Genomic DNA, 22,745 nt, shown 5'->3' with positions numbered 1-22,745 from the left:
GGAAAATGGGATGAAAAATAGTGCTATAATAATTGAAATAATAATCAATTAAAATATAAACCATCAACTGAAATCATATAATTTTAATATCACTATTGAATATGATTAATAGATTATTGAAAAATAGTTATTTTAAATTGAGTAATCTACATGAAAAAAATAAAAAAAGTATAGAGATTAAAAATCTCTATTTTTTAACTTTAACTTTTTTGGTAATTTTAGTTATCAAATAGGTAACTTTAAATTTATATTTTTTACCTTTTTTGAGTTTTTTAATTACCTTTTTGTTTATTTTAACTTTAGCAATACCTTTCTTATTAGTTTTAGCAGTGTATTTTTTGCCTTTAAACTTAAAGGTGACTTTTTTGCCTTTAGCAACCTTACCATTGATTTTTAAAGTTGATTTTAAGACAAGTTTTTTAGCAGTTTTCTTAACTTTAACATTTTTAGAAGATAAAACAATTTTATCAGCCGCTTTCTTAGGTGCTGGAGAAGGATTAACTACTTTTAAAGCAACATTTCCTTCAAACGCATTGTATTTTGCATCACCAAGATAATTGTATACTAATTGTTTATCCCCTGCAGTTAAACCAGCAATATTAACTTTTGCAACACCATTTTCAGCATTTGCATAATATTTATTGCCGCCCACATCAACTAAAACATAACCAGTTGCATCTTTAGGTAAATTGATAGATATTCCAGTAGCTTTTCCAGCAGTTATACTGCCAGGAACAGTCACATTTGATAAAGGAGTAACTTTAGCAACATTTCCATTTAATGATTTGTGGAATGAATCATATTTTCCATCACCAGAATATTCAACAGAAATATCATGATTACCAGCAGACAAATTATTAATTGGAATGCTTGCAACACCATTAACGACAGGCACTACAATCTCCTTACCATCAATTGTTACAGTCAAATTACCCTCAGCATCGCTAGGTAACTCAATAGCTATTTCATTATCTCCAGTTGTTAGTTCATCTGGAACTTCAATATTTGGATTAACTGTTAAATCGGCATTAACACTTGCAGGTTTATAAGTGTCATCACCAGAATAAACAACTGACACATCATGGTCACCCAAAGATAAGTCATCTAATGGGATGTTTGCAGTACCATTTACAATAGGCACAACAATCTCATTACCATCAATTGTTACAGTTACACTTCCTGTAGCATTTTCTGGCAATTTAATACTTATTTCACCACCATTGTAAGGAACTTCATCCGGAACATCAATATTTGCATCAACAAAGATCTCATCTGTTATTGTTTTTGCAGGATATTTATCATCACCAGAGTAAGCAACAGTAATTTCATGAGAACCATAATCTAAAACTGAAACATTAACAACAGCATAACCATCTTCCACATCCACAGTGAATGTTTGATCATCAATAGTTACTTCAACATTGCCTTCAGCTCCATCAGGTAATCCAATATAAATTAAACCATCCTCACCGTAACGTAAGTCTCCGTCAATTTCAATATCATAATTTACATTAAATTGGGAAACTGCTTCACTTCCAGTGTAGAAATCATCACCTGAATAAACAACACGTACATCATAAGTTCCATTACCTAAATCAGGAACATAAAGATAAGCTTTTGCATCTTCTAAATCTAAAATTACTGGATCAAGGTCGCCAACATAAATTGTGACAGTGCCTGTAGCTCCATCAGGTAAACTCACCTCAATATATGCCTCATCGCCTAATTCAATTGACTCGGCTAAAATTTCAGGAGTAGTTTGAGTTTTATTAACCATCACAACAACTGTAGTTTCCGCTTCTTTAAATTTATCGTCACCAGAATATTTAACTGTAAAAGTGTGAGTGCCACTAGCTAAATTAGAAATAGTTATAACAGTACTACCTTCATTAATTTCACCATAATACTTGCCATCAACGATTACGGAACCACTAGCAGTTTCATTGACAGTTACAACAATGATTGCATCATCACCCACATGAATTGGGTCTGCTGCAGCACTAATACCAACGTCTAATTTTTCGATAGTGAATTTAGAAACATGGCTAACAACACCATTATAAATAACTACCAAATTATGGTCACCATATGAAGCGTCTTCTAATGAATAACTTGCATTTCCATTAACTATAGGAACTGTTTTTATCTCATCGTCAACAATCACAATAAGTTCACCAGTTGCATCAGGTGCTGAAATAACAATTACAGAATCTTCAGCATCAACGTCAACGGTCACTTCCAATTTTGTTACAGTGAAATCAACTGAAGTGCTTGCAGGATTATATTTATCATCTCCTTTGAAAGCAACACTTGCAGTATTCTCACCTACTTTTAAAGCAGGAATAATGGCCATATATTCACCATCAACCAAATTGGCGCCATAAACGGTTCCATCAATTGAAACTACAACAATGCCAGTTGCATCTTCAGGAATACCTGAAATGATGATTGATACATTGTTTCCTGCAGAAGCATTTATTGAACGAGCACTAATTTCTAAAGAGTTTTTAGACACTTTGAAAGCCTGTGAAATTGGATCAGCATCATAATTGATACCTTCATAAGTTACATTGAATGAATAAACACCTTCTTTTAAGTCAGATATATTGAATATCGCTTTACCTTCAGAAATTGATTGAATTTTAATATTTCCATTGATTTCCAATTTGATTACCGCATTTTCATCATAATCTGAGAATGAAAGTTCAATTGTTTGATTTTGACCCACATTGATTGTTTCATTAAAACTGATTACAGGGGAAATTGATTTTTTAGATATGGTAAATGAAGTCTTATTGTTTGCTACATTGAAGTTTTCATCACCATTGTATGTTACCTCAACTTCATATTCACCAGCATCCAAAATACCTAAATCAAGTTCAGAATCATTTACATAAACAGTATATGGCTTGTTGTTGATTAAAACTGTGAAGTTACCTGTTGCTTTATCAGAACTTAAAGCCAATACTACAACTTGTTTTTGACCATATTCAATTGAATTTGCAACTGTTGAAATATTAATGTTAGCTTTTTCAACGTTAAAGACAAATTCGATTACATCACTACCATAATAGTTTTCATCACCATTATACTGAGCTTTTGAAATATAATTACCAACTGTTAAGTCATCACCAACATTTAATGTAGCAACACCATCAGTTAAATTTACAGTATATGGAACAGCATTTACCCAAATAGTCACGTTTCCAGTAGGAATTACATCATCTCTACCAGTTACATTAATAGTTATTGTTCCGTTTTCCCATCTAACGGCATTATCGACACCACTTGAGATATTTTCAATGTCCTGTTTGAATGATAAAGACATTGTTAAACCGCTGATTGTAACACTTACTTTTTCACCGACTTTTAACTGTTTTTCCAATGTTGCAGTGGCAATTCCATTTTCATCCAATTTATCAGCGCTTGAATTAAGATTATCAGAGAAAGTTACAGGAATATCCAATGAAGTAATGTTTTCATAAGCACTACCATCATTTAAAGTGTTCAAAGTTACAGTGAATTCCGCACTTTCATTATCCCAAGTCATTACTATCCAGTTATTCGGTTTGACTGAAAGGTGTGAGAAGTCAGGGTCGTTTGAAGACCAGAAGTTATAATCCAAATTACCTTCCTTAACACTAATCCAAGTCCATCTGGTATTGAAATCTAAATCAGATAAGATACAATTGGACATGTTGAGAGATTTTAGAATAGCAAAGCTAGAATAAGTTGCTTGTGATCCTTTCATAGTTGTGAATATTGAATTTGTAATGACTGCACTAGCACCCGCACCAAATGCATTAGAACTTTCAATTAAAATTTCTGAATATGCTTTGAAATTAGTGAATGTAGAATTGTCAATATAAATTTCGTTACGTGCATTGCTCAATCCTTGATTTACACTATTTGTTGAAATAAGACCAAATCCTCCATTTGACTCTAAATGATCAAATTTAGAATTTAAAATGCTTAATTTAACATCATAGTCCTGCAAGTAGATTGCACCGGATTTACCGTTTTGAACATAAATATCAGTAATTGTAGAGTTGATAATATCCAAGTAATCTGCATCAGCAACATTTACAAGACAGCCATATGTTGGATTGGTTGTAGAAGCAGATGCCGGATTAATCATTGTTACATTAATGAAACGAACATTAACCTTATTGATTGTAAACATTGAGGTTCTGGTCATTTCAGCATCAATTACTGCATCATTACCTACAATATCAATGTTCATCATCTTAGATTTGGATAATGAAATTCCGATGTTGTCTGATCCAGTGAATAAACCCTTAAGTACAATAGTACCATTGCCGTTTAAAGTGTTGATTGCTTTTTTAATTGATTTAAATGGTTTGTCTGCAAAACCAGTTCCATTTTCATCATCGCCTTCATCCGCATCAACATAAAGTACATTAACAATAGTGTACATTGATTCAATAGTAGTGTTGAGTTTATTGAAGTTAATATCCCCATTATATTCCACATAAACATCATGGACACCGTCAGTTAAATCAGCACCTATATTATAAGTCGCTTCACCATTATTGTCCAATGTTACTGTTTTATTTATATCTTTAGATACAATGGTTACATTTCCGGTTGGAATAACACCATTTACAGGATTGACCTTTATTGAAATAATATTATCATTACCGACAAAGATTGTAGCTCCACCAGTTACATCCAATGTTGTATCAACAGCATTAATGACAAATGAAGCATTTTTAGAAGCAAACAGGTAATTTGCATCCCCCTCATAATAAACATTAATGGTGTGATTACCCGCAGTTAAATTATAACCTACATCAAATGTCAATTTACCATTTTCTGCATAAGCAGTATAAACGATATCTCCAACTGTTACATTGAATTTACCAGTAATTGGTTCGTCAACCAAACCAGAGACATTAACGCTAACTGTTATATTTTTACCTAATTCGCAAGTTTCAGGATTTTCAATTTCAATTGTTGGCATTTCCATTCTTTTAACTGTCAACTGAGGCGAAGTGGTTGATGCATTAAAGTAATTATCATCACCACCATATTTAATTTCAGCAGTGTAAGTTCCTTTGGTGAGAGAGTCTCCAATATCAAAACTTACTTTACCACTATTCAATTGAACAGTTTTTTCAATGTTTCCTATTTTTACAGTGATTGTTCCGCTTGGAAGTGTTGTTGGATTATAAGTTGCTTGTGTAGGTTCTTTACCAAATTTATCAACTTTTACATCATCCACAATTGTTGTTGAACCTTTATATGTGTAAATTCCAAAGTAAAGTTCATCATTGCTTACGGAAACAGATCCTAAAACATTATCATTCACATAAAAAGTCATTTTTCTGTTTTCAATAGTTACTTTGAATATGTCTCCTTCTTTAGGTGCTTCAAATCCACTGAATGAAGATGATGTACCTGATCTTGGCCAAAACTTATAGGTTGATGATGAATAAGACAAGTAACCTATATTGCTTGCCCAAGTTTTTCCTGTGAATGCGTATAATCTGAAGTTGGTTGAACTTACATATTTAAATTGGAAAAGACTTCCAGCTTGAGGAAATATGACTGCACTGTCTTTAATAAGAGTAGATGCACCGGAGGAAGGTGAAGTAACTCTAATTCCATTTGCAACTATAGATGCAGTAGGGCCATAATATGTAGAGGATGCAGAAGTTACTTTAATCAAACTAGATGTACTGGTTGCAGTTTTATCAATACTGAACAGTGGTTTGTCATAATAGTAAACAACTCCATCAGGAGTTACAGTTACAGTCATTGTAACATTGTTTCCTTCATCAATGGTATCTCTTGATAGTTCAGAGGTTATATCAACACTGATTTTTGTAACGTTTAAAGTTAATGTTACAGTCATGTTGTTGAATTTGGTATCCCCACCATATTTAACAATAACATCATGAATGCCAAATGACAAGTCGTCTCCGACTGGAATAAAGACTTTACCATTAACTAATGATTTAGTTACATCAATTCCATTAATGGTTACGGTCACTTCTCCAGTTGGAGTTGCAAAATCGTTTGAAACACTCACATAAATGTAAGTTGCCACTCCTTTGTATACAACATCAGAGTCGAGTTTTATTGTTGAATTTAATTTATTAACCTTAAACACGGAGCTTAGTTTTATTTTTTCGGATTCAACATAGTTTTCATCACCATTATATTTGATGTAGACATTATAATCTCCACCATCAAGATTATAACCTAAATCGATTGTTCCCACTCCATCAGTTAAGTCAATTGTGTATACGTTGTTATCGAGCCATAATGTAACTGTACCAGTTGGATTTACACCTTCAATTCCAGTTAATTCGACATTTACAGTTCCATTTATTCCAATAGTTGCATTAGAGACAATATTTACAGAGATATCTCTGATATTTGGTTTGATTACAAATGAAATAGTTTGTGAATCGATTGTTGCATTAGCTTGATAACTTGCACCAATTGTCAGTTCATTGTCCAATGTGACAGTTGCTACACCATTTGTAGTATTAACTATTTCAGAAGCGCCCTCGATAGTTATGTTAGCAACTCTTGTTGGAATATAACTTGCTTCTTCAGCATGATTACCATCATTTAATAAGTTGATTGATGCTGAAATTTCTTTTCCATCAATTTTGTAACTTAATACTAACCAATTAGCTAATGTAACACCAACTGCTGATGGACTATTTGTTCCCCACCAATTAGCATTGTAATTTGCAGATCCACCAACTGTTTGTGTGCCAATAAATGCATTATAATTGACTATCGCTGTTGCGTCAGTTACTCTCATAGTGTTTGGAGCGGAAGTAGCTGTGTTTCCTTCAAAAATATTTCCTTTTAAAACACCAGTTTTAATTAATAATGCTCCCGCAACTAGTTCACCACTACCTCCAGTTCTAACAACTGAATTTCTAATGAATCTAGAGTTCATAATATTAGTAGTAGCAGTTGTGGTATATATCGCTCCACCTCCACCACCGACACTGGCGGATGAATAAGAATATCCGTTATATGCATTTCCTTCGAATAATGAATTATCTACATCTAATGAACCGCCGTTTAAGTAAATAGCAGCTCCACCACCTAAAGCAGAATAGTCTGTTTTAGTTAAAGTATTGTTGATAAAACTACTGTTTATAACAGTCACTTGTGCATTATTAGCAGATAATGCCGCACCAGTTAATGCAGTTACTTTATTGTCCATGATAGTTACATTGATTAAAGTTAATGAACCTCCGTTAATGTAAATAGCTGCACCACCAGGAGAAGCAACAGATCCACTTGTTAAAATAATGTTTTTCAAAGTCACATCCGCATTTGCAATGTTGAAAATCCTAACTTTATTTCCATTAGCATCGGTTGCGTTAATTGTAAATCCATGACCATCAAGGGTAATGCTTTTATCAATTATAATACCATTTTTATAAGTAGTTTCTTCATTAATATTTACATCATTTAATTTAACGCTATTTTCCAAATCAATAACATCATTTTCATCAGCATCTTTAATTTTAGAGTCTAATTGAGCAAAATTATTAAAATCAGAATCAATTGGTTTTAAAGCGTAATCTACTTCAACCTCTAAAACTTTAACTGAAACATTATAATTTGAATCATAGGTAACAGCCTTATCAAATTCAACAGTTGCAATACCATTTTCAAGAGTTGATTCTTTTACAACATCCTCCCAAGAAACAGAAATTGGTAATGTAGGGAATTTTTCAGGATTTGGAGCATTTGCACCATTGTTTAAAGTGTTTAATGAAACTTTAATTAAAGTATCCTCATTTGTTACATTTAAAACAATCCAATTATTTAATGTTACACCAACATTTTCAGGAGAATTAGTTTCCCACCAGTTATAATCGAAATTACCAGTTCCAGAAACAGTTTGCCCATTTAAGAATACATTATAATTTGCACTAGCAACATTTCCAAGAGATACAGCACCCGCAGAATTACCATCAAAAACAGAGCCTCCAATAGTACCTTTTTCAATTTGAACCGCACCAGCAGAGGTTGCAGTATTGTTTACAAAAGTAGAATTTACAATATTAACATTACCATCAACGGAATAAACTGCTCCACCGTTTGTTGCAGTATTTTCAATGAAAGTAACATCATTTAATGTCAATGTTCCATCATCTACAAAGATAGCTCCACCATTATCAGCAGACCCTCCGGTCAATATGATATCTTTTAATGTTACGGTTGCACCGTTAGTGATTTTGAAAATTCTTACTTTATTACCATTTGCATCAGTTGCATTAATGGTAAGTCCATGGCCATCAATAATAATATCCTTATCGATGACAATTCCTTGAGCGTAAGTGATTTCTTCACCAGTTACACCCGCATTTAATTGGAAATCACCTTTTATATCATAGATTTCGCCAGCAGAAGTGTTTCTAATATTATTTTCCAAATATGCAAAACTTTTGGCTTTATCATTTATGACAAAACTTAAGGATTGATCATTAACGGAAACAGTAACTGTATTTCCTGCAAACTCAGTGATTGGTTCATCTAATGTTAATGTTCCAACACCATTTATGATTTTAACTTTTTTATTTTCATCAAGACCTGTAATTGTAGCTTCCATTGTTGGCAGTAACGCCAAATCACCTAATTCAGTGCCGTCATTGAGTTTGGTTAATTTCACTACAATATTATTGTCATCATGTTCAATACTCATAACAACCCAATTGGTTAAATCTACACCAACATCGGTAGGCTCATTTGATCCCCACCAATTGTAAGCCCAATTATAATCCTTATTCTCGTTAACATATTGATTTTTACTAATTTTTTCATCAACAAATGCATTGTGATGTATTTCACCACCACTTTCAAACTGGGCAGATATGGAGTCATCGGCTGAATTGTTTTCAAATAGACAACCTGTTACAACATAATCAGTACCTCTGAAGTAGAGTGCTGAAACAGAATGTGCGGAGTTATCTCTAAAAGTAGTATTTACTATCATTGAACTACGAGTGTTAGGAATTGCATAAACTGCACCTGCAAGTGCTCTAGCTGCATCACAAGTCAATCTGTTGTTAACAAATTCTGAGTTAGCAATTGATACAACAGAATTTAAAGAAGCAATTGCTCCACCACCGGCCTGATTTGAAATTTTGCCGAAAATAGCTTCATTGTTTTCAAAATAAGTTCCGTTAACATAAAGGGACGAACTACCTTGATTAACATTAATTGCAGCCCCTCCACCAGCAGTATTTGGAGCTTGGTCATGTTTAATAGTATTGTTTACAAAAGAACCTCCAGTAACATTAACGGTACCTCCATTATAAACCATCACTGCACCGGAACCCAGTTTATTGTTTGCGGTCATTTGTGCATAATTGTTAATGAAGTTTACATTAACCAATGTTAAGTATCCACCATTTACAGTAATTGCACCTCCTATTTTATCACCCGCACCAACATAGCTTGCACCAGCGATAGTTAAATCTTTTAAGGTTACGTGGGCACCTGAAGCAATGGTAAATAAGCGAACCTTATTTCCATCGGCATCAGTTGCATTAATCACCTGATTATAACCATTAATAGTTACATCTTTACTAATGGTCATTCCATCTACATATGTTGTTTCTTCACCAGAAGTTCCATCATTTAATGTCACATTAGTGTTTAAATGAACAGTACCTCCAGCATCAACATCCTGAATTGCCTTATCCAATGATGCGAAATTTCCATCATCGACATCGGATTCAGAATCACTTAATACATCATCCCCATCATCAGAACTTAATGAATCCACTTCATCATCTGAAGCAATCAAATCTTGAGCATCAGATGCAGAAACAGTTCCAATAATTAGGAAAACTAATAAAATCATTCCTAGGAACGATATTGACTTTTTAATAATTTCACCTCTATTAAAATTTATTTGATATCATACGATGTTAAATTGATTAAATTTAATTGAATAAAAGTAAAGTATGATAAATATATATTAATTATTTATGATATATAAATTTAATAATATTCAAATATCTTTGAAAAAAAGAAGAAAAAAATAATATGTTTAATATTATTTCTTAATTTTGATTTTATTTTTAATTTTGGACTTAGAATAACTTGTTTTAATAGTGTATTTACCCACTTTTAGTTTTAATTTAAGTTTTAAAGTTGCGACACCTTTTTTGTTGGTTTTTACTTTATATTTCTTGCCCTTAAATTTAAAAGTAATTTTTTTACCTTTAAGCGGCTTGCCCTTACCATTGACCAGCTTTGCCTTAAATTTAATTGGCTTACCTTTCTTCTTAGAAACATTTTTTGCAGTCAAAACAGGTTTTACAGTAATTTTATTTGAAACTTTATAGTTTGCATAAGTTACAACAATGGTATACCTATTAGGTTTAAGAGCAATCTTTAAAGAAGCATAACCATTTTTATCGGTCTTGACATTATATGTTTTGGAATTTACATTGAATTTAACCAAAACTCCACTACCAACAGGCTTCCCATTCTTACCGATGATTTTAACTTTATAAGATGAGCCATTATTATAATACATTACAATATTTTATTTTCCATAATTGGTGCAAAAACGTCAATATTGCACTCAATGTATTCTCCGGTATCAGGATTTATAACAGTGACCAGATAACTTTTAGGAGGCAATTCCATATTAACATTAATTTCACCAAAATCATCAGTTTTATAAGTATACTTAATTCCATCAATAATTACATCTATTTCAGAATTTAATAGAGGAGTGCCGTTTCTATCTACAAATGAAACTGAATAATATTGATTATCCCCAAGCACTTTAATAATCTTATCAGCAAATATTGTCTGCAATATATTCAGATCAAAACTTTCAGTCAAACCATCGTATGGATTGGTTACTCCTATGACATGACTTCCAGAAGCTAGATTAAGATTGAAATTGAATACCCCATCACTACCTATTACAGCTATATAATTGATTCCATCAATATTTATTACAAATTGTGTATTTTTAATCAAATCCCCATTACCTGCTAAAAATTTAATTTTCAAATAAGGAGATTCACCATAATATTTAATCGCATTTTCCCCAATAATAGTTTTTAAAACAGTAATTGTTGTTTGATTAAATGAATTTTCATATGGAATCCGTCCATAATAATAACACTCAACATTATATCTTCCAGGTTTTAAATCTACTTTCAATGAGATCCATCCATCATCGTCTGTAGTGCAGTTATAAGAAATATTATCAAGGAGCACAACAATTGTTTTATTAGATAAACCTACACCTAACTCATTAACAAGTCTTGCATGGAATTGTGTACCGTTTCGATAATATTTAACTAGCCTAACAGCAAATAATTGAGTTGAATCACCTGATACAAATAATTTAGCAGAAGTTGAAACTTTTTTATAAGTGTCATCCCCAGAAAATACTGTTTTAACAGTATATACATTAGGATATAATTCAACATCCAAAAATGCTTTACCTTCATTATCAGTTATTGCAGAATAATACTTGTCACCCACTGAAAAGGTAATAGATTTATTTGCAAGCAATGTACCATTCACATCAGATAAAACAACATAATACTTTGAGTTTTTGATATTTGTTTCGCCTTTAAACATGATTGTTTTGATTTTATTATCTGAAGATTCAATATCAATAGTGTTTATAGAAGTGCTTCCTAAATATAAATCATTTCCTTTGTAAATTACTTTAGCAACATATTTTCCATATTCTAAATCTAAATCAAAGATTATTGCACCATTTTTATCTGTAGTTTTTGTGATGTTCTTTATAGATTCACCATCAAAATTGTAAATTTGAAGAGTGATTTCACTACTGGATATTCCCTTGTTAATAGGATCAGACAATATCACCTTAAAGTGACTTGTTTCATTGTCTAATGCAACTATATCACTTGAATCGAGATTTGAAGAAAGCTTATCAGAATCAACAACATAAATAATTGAAGAACCGTTGCTTGACAGGTAATTTGGATTATCCATGGAATAAGTAATAGTGTACATTCCTTCATCCAAATTAAGCAATAATTTTGCTATACCATCTTTATTTGTTGTTAAATTATATTTTGTTCCATTAATGTCTACATGAACTTGCATATTCTTAATCGGAACATTATTAACATTCCTAAGACTTATCTCATATTGCCTTGCCTCACCATAGTTCATTATAACATCTTTGCCCAATATTGTTGTTGGCATTTTATAAACGGTTATGGTATTAGAACCAGAACCAAAAATATTATAATACTCATTAGAGTATTTATACGTAATATTATATATTCCTGGATTTAATGTGATTTTTAAACGCCCTAAACCGAATACATCAGTAATTACTTCATATGATTGAGACCATTCCTGGGAAGACAACGCTACTTGAATTTTTTTACCATATTGACTGTAAGCGTTAGGATCATTAAATTCAATTATGAAAAATTTGTCCTCTCCATAATATTGAACCAAATCTGTAGAATTTATTTGAATATTCTGCAATACAGCATCTTTACTTACCACAATTGTTGCAGCATTGGTAGCATCGGCATACCATTCATTGCCACCATAATCGAAAGTGGCCAGATAACTTCCTTCATCCAAATCTATAACAAATGAAGCTTCCCCATTGGAATCCGTGTTAAGTTGATATGATTTAATTAATTTTCCTTGATAACAATTTAATATTATTGTTTCATTATATACTCTTCTTCCATACATATCACTCAAAACAACTGTATAAATACCATTCAATGGAATAGTACTATGATGGAATCCTGAAACAATTGTCAATACTTTTTCAACGTGAATCACACTAGTATTAACACTAGGACCATAAACTTCATCTCCCGCAAATTCCGCTCTAACGTTATAAGTTCCAGGAAGATAATTAATTGCCAAACTAGCCTTACCATTATCATCAGTAGTCAATACAAACCTATCATAAATATCCCCTTGAGACAGTGTTAAAATAATATTTTCTCCACGAATCAATGTTCCATAAACATCTTTTAAAGTAATATTATAGACACTGCCTTGACCATATAAAGTAACTTCAGGAACAATGATTGTTGAGTTAACAGGTTTTATCTCAACAATTCTTTCAATATTACAAGGAGCATACCAGGAATCGCCTAAAAATTCTGATCTAATTGTATATTTACCCACATCAAGACTGAAAATAATATCAGCTTGACCATAATGGTCAGTTAATCCAGTTACTTGACTGGATACACCTTTAGAATTTGTAATAGTGAATATGATAGGCATACTGACCAATTTTCTGCCATCCTCACCATATAATATAGCATAATAATTATTGTTTTTACCGTAATAAGTAACATCATATGCAGTTATGCTTGTAATGGAAGGCAATACTTCAATTTTTGCAGAATTATTACATTTATCAAAGTAACCATTTCCCATATACTTAATATTTACAGTATATATTCCAATAGGATAATCTATATTGAAGTCAGCATGTCCATGCTCATCAGTCAAAAGGGTAAACAGTTGACTTCCACCACTTGAATCAACAATTTCAACGAGTAATGTTTGGTTGAAAATTTGATGACCATTAACATTGATTAAAGTTACATTATATACAAAATCCTTGCCTTTAAATGCCACATCATTCATAACAATACGAGTGTTACTATTTTTAACATCCAAATCCAATATTTGATTATCTATTCTAGCATATACCTTTAAATCTTGAGCAGTAACATCATAAGTTATAGTTGCATTAGCTTTGTTATTGCTTAAATAAGTTAATTTAGGAGATATATCTCCCCCATCAATCATGAAGAAAACTGGCCTTATAGGCATTTCATAACCTATTGGTTTAATATTACCATCATTATCAACCACATTATTCAATGCAGCCTCAACAACAGTACCAGATACACTTTCAAGAGACATTATGACCCAATCATTTAATTTCAAATTGCCTAAGAAAATAAAAATGTTGTCAGTAGTAGGTTTTTGATTATCTCCCCACCAATTACTGGAATAATCAACATCACCTGATGAGGAATATATATCATTACCAGAATATTTTGCAGTATTATTAACAAACACACAGTAATGAACCTGTTTTGAAGCTGAAATCGCCCCACCAAAAGATGCTCTATTATTTATAAATATTGAACGTAAAATGGTATCCGCTGAAGCAATTCCTTCCCCAACATATGCATTGTTATAATCAACATATTGGTTTAAATTTCCTTCAAATAATGAATTTTCAATTAATGAGGCTGTTACCAATGCCTCACCACCATATGCTTCACCATAATTATTATAAAAGGAACAATCATTGATATTGGTAGCATAAGCTATTTTTCCCCTGTTTCCAGTGAATGAACAATTATTAATGAATCCATTGAATGTTCCATAAGTATCATGAGTGTTAAGTCCAATTCCACTACTGGTATAACTAGTGCTTTTAAAAACATTATTCTCAAATATTGTATTTTCAATATATGCATATCTTTCATATTTTTCAGCATATTCTGAGTATGAGGCACCTAAAACAGAAGAAGCAGAATAAGAAAACGGATGTAGATTAACAATACCCACATAATTTTCTCTAAATATTGAATCGTATATCTCTATAGACGAAGTTATTGGAAATATTGCATTATAATTTTCCATCCCTTGATAAGTATAATAATTTTTGGCATGCTCAAATGTTGAATTTCTCACATATACCTTAGCAGTTCCTCTAGAAACCGCACCAACAATATCATCAAACTTACAATCTTCAATAGTTACTAAACCACCAACTTTGTTGCCTGAAATTGAAAATATTACTGAAGGAGAAGTTATACCCTTAAAAGTACAATTAAATGCAGTCACATTACCTCCAGTTAAATAAATTATTGAATCATCATACTCTCTAATATCAACCGTAAATTTAATATTTTTAACTATAAGATTTCCCCATTCCTTAACATTGAATACTGTAAATGAATTTGCTCTTACTAAAGTAACATCCCCCAATCCAACTATTGTAATGTTTTTATCGACATCAACATTAGAATTTGGATTAGCCCTGTGTATCCCCTCAAGTAAACAAATTGTATTACCATTCCCTGCCATTTTCATAGCATATTGCAATGACCAAAATGGTTTTTCAAGTGTTCCATCTTCAGGACCATCATGCCCATCAGGAGATACAAAAAATTGATATGCAGACATTCCTTTACCTATTGTAAGGGACATTCTTTCATTATCGACTACTGAATAAACCAGACAATCAAGAATATTATTGGTTAAGTAATTAGTGAAATTATTATTCAATATTCCTGATGAATACATGAATGCTCCATTTTGTGATTCAAAAGATATAGACCTAGAAGGCAAATATTCATCTGATGAAAATCTATAAATATTACTGCCATTAGTCCATTTGTTAATTGAGGTTATGAATTTTGAATTAGTTCCAACGGATAGATTGCCATCATCTGTTTCAAAGGTAGCCACTGCCCAATTTCCGACATGATAATTTCTGAAATATTCAAATGAAGGACCATTATTTGATCCCCACCAGTTGTATGGTGCAAATAAATAACCACTTTTTCCACCACCTGAAATAGTATCTAGAATCGCTGAATAAGTAATGTTTAAATCTGAATATGAAGAGGAAATGCGATAATTAAAAATTGAATGCATTGCAGTGAAATTTGAATCTGAGATAGACAATACACTTAATGATGAACTTTGAACAAATATACCATTATCAATAAACACATCCACACCCTTTAAAACAGCTTCCCCATTAACTCTTGAATTAAACACTCTAGAAGTTATATTTTCAAGTTTAAAATTGGTAAAAACTGAATTATTAATATAAACAAAGCCTGGTACGTAATTATACTCATCATAAGATGGATTGGATTGTAAATATCCGACATGGGAGTTAATAATATTTAAATCTTTATAATTATAAATAGTCACCCCAATCTCATTAGAAGAAGCGGAAGTCGCCATGAATTTTGAATTTTCAACTGTACACTCACCGACATTTGTAATGATTTGTGCCATATTTGAGGAATAGGAATTAATCACACTTGTATTATTGATAGTTAATTTTCCCTCATTGAAAAAAGTACCCATCAAAGTCCTCATTGTATTAAATGACGAATTAGTTACTATCAACTCACCCGCATTATTCATTACCGCCAATTGACCGTAAGAATCAGTTTTACCATTTACAAAATTAATATTATTAAGAATTAATGATGAACTAGGGTTAACTTTAAAAAACCAATATTTGTTTTCACCATTTATTGTCGCCTTGGATTGAGCCTCAATAGTCAAATATTTGTTTATTGAAATTCCAGTGTTAGATGTTCCTTTATAAGTTCCATCTTTAACTATAATTTTAGAATTGTTATTTGCAACACTTACAGCAAAACCAATTGATGCAAATGGGGACTCAGAAGTACCTTGACCAACAAAATCATCACCCTCAACACTCACATAATATTCATGAATTTCTTCTACAGAATCATCAAAATCATCTCCTTCAACTGTTTCTTGATGATTTAATGAAGCAATATCTGTTTGATTAAAATCATTTGCACTAACAACCATCATTGAAGATATTAAAGCAAATAACAGTAATATTAACATGAATTTTTTATATAAAATCACAACCACCTCTTTTAACTATACTTTATGAAAAGTCAAGAATGTTATATATTTTATAAAAAATCATATAAAAAAGTTTTTATCAAATATCAAATTTGATTGAAAAAAAGAAAAAAATAGAAAATGAAAAAGTTAATAGTTTTCTTCATTTTCTTCATCTTTACGTTTATAACCTATTATCAACAGAGACAATACAATAATCTCTAAAACAATGAATACCATCATTGAAACATCATTGTCGACCAGTTCCTCTATTTTTTCAGTTATCTCATAAGATTTGGCAACACTTGCCGCACCATCAGAAGAGCTAGAACTTGATTCGCCTGCTCCTTGTGAACCTCCTTCAGAACTTGAAGAAGCAGCTGCAGCATTTGAAGTCATACCTACACTTGCAAGGTTCGCGTCATAGTTGGAACTATTAGACTTACTTAAACTATCGGAATTGACAGTGCCGTCTACTTTAGAGTCAACATTAGATGAACCATTATTATTAGAGGTTCCTCGAATATTTTGGCCATTATAAGCATTATATCCTGGTAAATTTGAATAAGCACCACCATGACCAGTTCCTGATCCACCAGGACCCAAATTAGTTCCATCTCCTGAACCAGAATATCCATTACCATTGCCATTTCCTTGACCATTACCATTACCATGACCTCCGATTGAAGTACCTGTGGAGGCACTTGTACCTGTAGAAGCAGGGTTCGGATTTGGTCCACCGGAAGACGGCTTAGAATCACCAGGCTTTTCAGAGTCTGAATCTTTAGGACCTTCAGGAGTAGGGTCAACAGGATCTATTTTAACTTCAGCAGGCTCCCATTTTACCCATTGCCTATACCAAGGCCTAAATTCATTATTATTGACATTCCAAACTGAATCATCAGGTCCCTCGTATCCAGTTGGAGAAACACCCCAATAATTATACCTCATATCAATAGCATAATTTCCACCTTTTGAATGTATAGTATTATATGCTGGAGCGAAATTGTTAACAATATTAGAATCATGTACAACAATATTTCCTGAACCAACGTTAAACGCTCCACCCATATTTAATGCCTTATTATTTGATATTGTTGAATTATAAATATTGAAATTATCCTGGATATGACCATAATAACGATAGGAGTCATATTCTATAGCTCCACCATATCTGGCAGTGTTATTTGATATGACTGTTCTCATCATGATAAAGTTTTTAGCTAAATCCAATGCTCCACCACTAACTCCGGCAATATTTTCTCTAAATACAGAATCCAATATTTTACCATCATTAGCTTTCGCATATAATGCGCCACCATCATTTGTAGCCTGATTATAATAAAATTCGGAAGACAGGACATGTAACTTATTGTATGTACCATAAATTACACCACCATCATGACCGCTGTAATAATCATAGTAATCCAAATCAACTGAACCTAAAGCACGTCGGGTATCATTTGCACGATTGTTGAAGAAATAACAATCATTTAAAGTTAAATCTACTTTAGACTCAAACTTAGATAAAGATGTGAAACTATCACATTGAGTAGCTATTACACCTCCTCTTTGAGCGGAATTATCACTAAAACTTGAATCGGAAATGGATATTGAAGTATTGTTAGTATAAATAACTCCTCCAGAACCAACAGGAGATTCACATTCGGAATAATATTTATAATGATTTCCATCTTCAATGGACCACACAACTGTTGCAAGCCTAATTGCACAATAATCAAGGGATGTTAATGCAGTATTATGATTAAATATTGAATTTTCAATAGTTAATTCATTTTGAGAGTCTGTATAAATTACACCTCCATGAACCCCTTCATTATCATAGAATAATGAGGAATTGACGGATGTTTTTCCATAATCTGCAATCACACCACCCCAATGTCCTAAATTATTATAGAACACAGTGGAATTTATTACGAGATTTCCATTATTTAAAATAGCTCCACCTTTTCCAGAATCACTACAGTCAAGAGTGTGAGCTGTTTCAATGTCTCCATCACGATTATATGTGACATCGTGGTCAAAAATTGGATTAGAATTATCGTAATAAGATGAAGAGTTGCAAATAACTGAATTATTAATGGATAACTTACCATTATTTACAAATACAGATCCTCCATCAACATTATGTGCATTTTCAATGATAACACCTGAAATTGAAAGAATACCTGTTTTATCAATATTAAACAATTGTTTTAAATTAGCATTAATTGTCACTTTACCTGGATTCAATGCAATGATTGTTAAATTTTTATCAATCTTAATGTTAGATTCAACATAATTTCCATCCATTATATAGATTTTACAATGATTTAATGCATTTTGTACCGCATGAGATAATGTTGCATAAGGAGCATAAATTGTTCCCCCTCCAGATACGTCACTACCGTTTTCTGAGACATAAATATCCATTGGAGTATTAGTATGCACCACATCATACATTCCATCAACAGCAAAATCAGAACGTTTTGAACCATTGGAACTAACTAAAAAGTTTTTAACAATAGTATTGAATAAATCTGGAGTGGAAATTGAAATAACAGCATAATCATCAGCATTTTTAGAAAATGCAACTATATAATTTTCACTAACAATATTGTCCCCGGAAGCATTGCAGCAATAAACTGCAGCCTGGTTTGTAACATCGCCTGTTCCATTAATAAATATATTATTGAATGTAACTTCTCCAAATTTAACATTTGATGCATAATATCCAAAAATTGAATTTGCCACACCAGTTAAATTATTATTGCTGACAATATCATTATTAGAATTTTTAGAATAAATGAAAATCAGTTCATCTGATCTAGCATTCATAATATTATTATCTATTAACGAACCAGTAGAATCTTCATTAATGATTATCTTCACTGTTGAAGCATTAACCTCAAAATTATTGTCTCTAATGATATTTGACACAGTATTATTTAAAATAATTCCTGAAACATCTGTAGTATTGAAATAAACCTCATTATGGACAAAGAAATTATTCTTTCCTCCAACAACATTTAAAACATTACCATTTGAAGAATTGAATACATTATCAATTATATTCACATTAGAAACATTAATTAAGCTTATTGTTGAATTTATAAAAGAGACATTGAATATTCGCATATTGGATGCATTACCGCTTATTATCAATGAAACTGTAGAAGGCAATTTATATGATGAAATATCAACAGGAGTGTTGATTTTCATAATTTGGCCTTTAGTGAGATTATTCAAAAGCAATATACTGTTTGAAACAATAAGATCAGAATATAAATTTCCATCTTCATCAAAATAAACCTCATAATTGTTATCATCTATTACATAAGCATTATCATAGATATTCATTGAACAATCTTGTGTAATGTTAATAAAAGCAATAGGTTCAGTTACATTTGTGTAAACAATATTTCCAATTATTGAAGTCAAATTTGAATTTTTAATTATTGCTATTGCAGAATTTCCAATTCCAAGAACATCAGAAATACCATCAATTTCAGAAAGATTTCCACCATATATAGTAATTTCATTATCATTTATAGAAATATTGTTTGACATGTATATGGAAATACCATAAACACCATTGCTTTCACTATATAAATCATTTAAAGAAATTGTTGAATTATCTACCATATGGAATTCAATTAAGTAAGCCATTTCCTTACTGTGAATTATAATTTCGTTGTCAGTAACATTTAATCCTGAAAGTCTTCCTATTAAATTGGCGAATGCAATACCATATGCATAGTCATCGGCAATTATATTAATCTTATTTGAAATGAATTCACTATCAGATAAAGAATCCGTATAAATTGCTTCAGCAACACCAGTAGAAATCATGATTATGTTATTACCTCTAACTGAAAAACCACTTGATAATTTCTTATTCATCCTTTTATTAGACGGATTAATTGCTGGAGCATTGATTGCATATGTATAATTAACTTTAGAATTAACATAGATATTATTGTTAGAAATTACAGAATTTCCACAAACATCCTGAACCAAAATAACGGAATTTGATAAAGAACCTTTTTTAAAAATGTCAGTAATATTATTACGAGCAACACTCACATCATTAACATTATTCAAAATAATTGCTTCCTTATCATAGTTAACAAAATTGAAATCCCTTATTAATGATCCTGCAGAATCCGGCTCAAAAGTAATTGTTACATTAAATAGGAGATTATTCATCCTATTACTAATAACATTAATTTTTTCAGTGAAGAATAAATTTTTATTTGTTAAAAATGTTAAAAATATCACTTTAGACTTATTTTCTTCAAATTCATAAGTTAAATGACCATTCTTATCAAAATACTCATAAAAATTATCATCATTAACAATTATTGCAGTGGAATTTAAGATTATTCCATTAACCATGTTGTCAAGTTGAGTATTAGATTTAGCATCAGTAACCTCAATGTATATACCCTCAGTCGAATTAGTTTCTATAATATTATCCGTGATTACAGTATTATAAACTAAACCAGTAATGGAAATACCGTTACTTTCACTAGTTATCTTATTATTAGTAATTGTATTATTATAATATCTACTACTAGTTGAACTTGAAGGTATAGCTATTCCAACATTATTAGTAGTAACAATATTATTATCTATAAAATTAAAACTACCTAATGAAGAGATACCCATATCATGATTATTTTTAATACTATTATAACGTACAGTATCATGACTGCCTTTTATATTAATACCAGTACCATAACCTTTAATATTAATTCTATTATTATAAGCATTAACATAATTATCAAGAGATAAACCAGTTACAACATCAGTATAAGTTATATTATTGTTAAATACTTCACAATTTGTATCAACAGTACCTGCAGTTTGAATACCTACTTGATTACTAGTACCACTAACATCATTACCATGAACAGTGAAATCACTTCCAGCAACTGAAATACCAATAGCACTATCCTGTACAATATTTCCATAAACAGATACATTGTTTCCACCAAGGTTAATACCATATGATCCTTTAATAATAGTATTATTTGCAATTACAGTACCATCATGACTTGCGTATTGTGCTTGTATAATTATAGACATTGGCAAAGCACAATAACCCTTAAGATAATTATAGGAAATTATGTTGCCTTCACATAATGGAGACCCAGTATAATCGGCATGACCAAATGGATTAAAATAAATTAAATTTGTCACAGATAACTCTGAATAAGACAATACTTCCATACGGTTATGGGAAATCAAATTATTATGACATTGCCCCATAATCATATTACAAGTAACATAAGTCTTCATGTCATTATAAATAATCCTATTATTACTAGACCAACCCATAGGCATCGCATAAACTCCTCCAGTATTAGCAATTCTAATCGTATTATATGATATAAGATTATTATTTGAATTAGACAACCATATACCATGTAATTGACCTACAGTTACACCTCTGAGTGTTAAAGTGCCCTTTGTATTGTTTATTGTTAAATTAGTAATAGTGGAACCGTCACTACCCTTAATTAAATGAATAAATCCATTAGAAATTTCATCATTAGAAGATATGGGCATTAATGTGAGTTGACGGTCAATAACAAAAGCCCTTCCAGAAATGTTTCCAATTTTTAAGGTATCCCCTTTAGAAATATCTGCACTCTCTTTGATTTTACCAGTTCTAATATCAAAATAATTTTCATAATTACTCTGAGTAATTTCAATAGTCTTATTAGAACTAATCAATACATCAGAATGCCCTTCCTGTGAAACTACCTCTTCAGATATATCAGATGTTAATATTTCTGGAACATCAACATTATCACTAGTTAATAGATGATCATCATTAAAATCAGTTTCATTTGATGCAAATGCAATATTTAACGAAACTAAAATAAAACAAATTAATATTAATGAAATCAAAATATTCCCTTTCTTGATTTTTTCACCTCCTTCACATTGATTTAATAAAAATTAGTCAATAAACATTGAAATAAAATAATAAATAATTGACTATAATATTATTTTTAAAAAATCAATATATAAATCTTATGAAAAAATCAAATAAACTTGAAAAAAATAAAAAAAGTATAGAGATTAAAAAT

General features: G+C 31.2%; 4 protein-coding genes. All 4 read right to left on the bottom strand.

The window, feature by feature from the left end:
* Positions 1-187 precede the first annotated feature (187 nt).
* Entirely contained in the window at positions 188-9,871 is a 9,684-nt protein-coding gene (locus ILA26_RS00255) for an Ig-like domain repeat protein (protein WP_292892829.1), read from the bottom strand.
* A 195-nt stretch (positions 9,872-10,066) separates the two neighbouring features.
* Positions 10,067-10,552, bottom strand: a complete 486-nt coding sequence (locus ILA26_RS00250; protein WP_292892827.1) for a hypothetical protein — start codon at positions 10,550-10,552, stop codon at positions 10,067-10,069.
* Positions 10,552-16,608 (bottom strand): Ig-like domain repeat protein, encoded by a 6,057-nt coding sequence (locus ILA26_RS00245; RefSeq protein WP_292892825.1) that lies wholly within the window; start codon positions 16,606-16,608, stop codon positions 10,552-10,554. The genes ILA26_RS00250 and ILA26_RS00245 overlap by 1 nt, the downstream gene beginning before the upstream one ends.
* Positions 16,609-16,794: 186 nt before the next feature.
* Positions 16,795-21,918, bottom strand: coding sequence for a right-handed parallel beta-helix repeat-containing protein (locus ILA26_RS00240; protein ID WP_292892823.1), 5,124 nt, complete (start codon positions 21,916-21,918; stop codon positions 16,795-16,797).
* Between the last annotated feature and the right edge of the window lie 827 nt (positions 21,919-22,745).

This window comes from Methanobrevibacter sp. (assembly GCF_017940815.1).
GTDB lineage: Archaea > Methanobacteriota > Methanobacteria > Methanobacteriales > Methanobacteriaceae > Methanocatella.
The sequence above is the reverse complement of the archived record's forward strand: the minus strand, read 5'-3'. Positions and strand labels throughout refer to the sequence as shown.

Excerpts from the sequence above, each read along its gene's own strand:
- ILA26_RS00255 (WP_292892829.1), bottom strand. The coding sequence starts at position 9,871 with ATGATTTTATTAGTTTTCCTAATTATTGGAACTGTTTCTGCATCTGAT.
- ILA26_RS00250 (WP_292892827.1), bottom strand. The coding sequence starts at position 10,552 with ATGTATTATAATAATGGCTCATCTTATAAAGTTAAAATCATCGGTAAG.
- ILA26_RS00245 (WP_292892825.1), bottom strand. The coding sequence starts at position 16,608 with ATGATGGTTGTTAGTGCAAATGATTTTAATCAAACAGATATTGCTTCA.
- ILA26_RS00240 (WP_292892823.1), bottom strand. The coding sequence starts at position 21,918 with ATGGGGCAATGTCATAATAATTTGATTTCCCATAACCGTATGGAAGTA.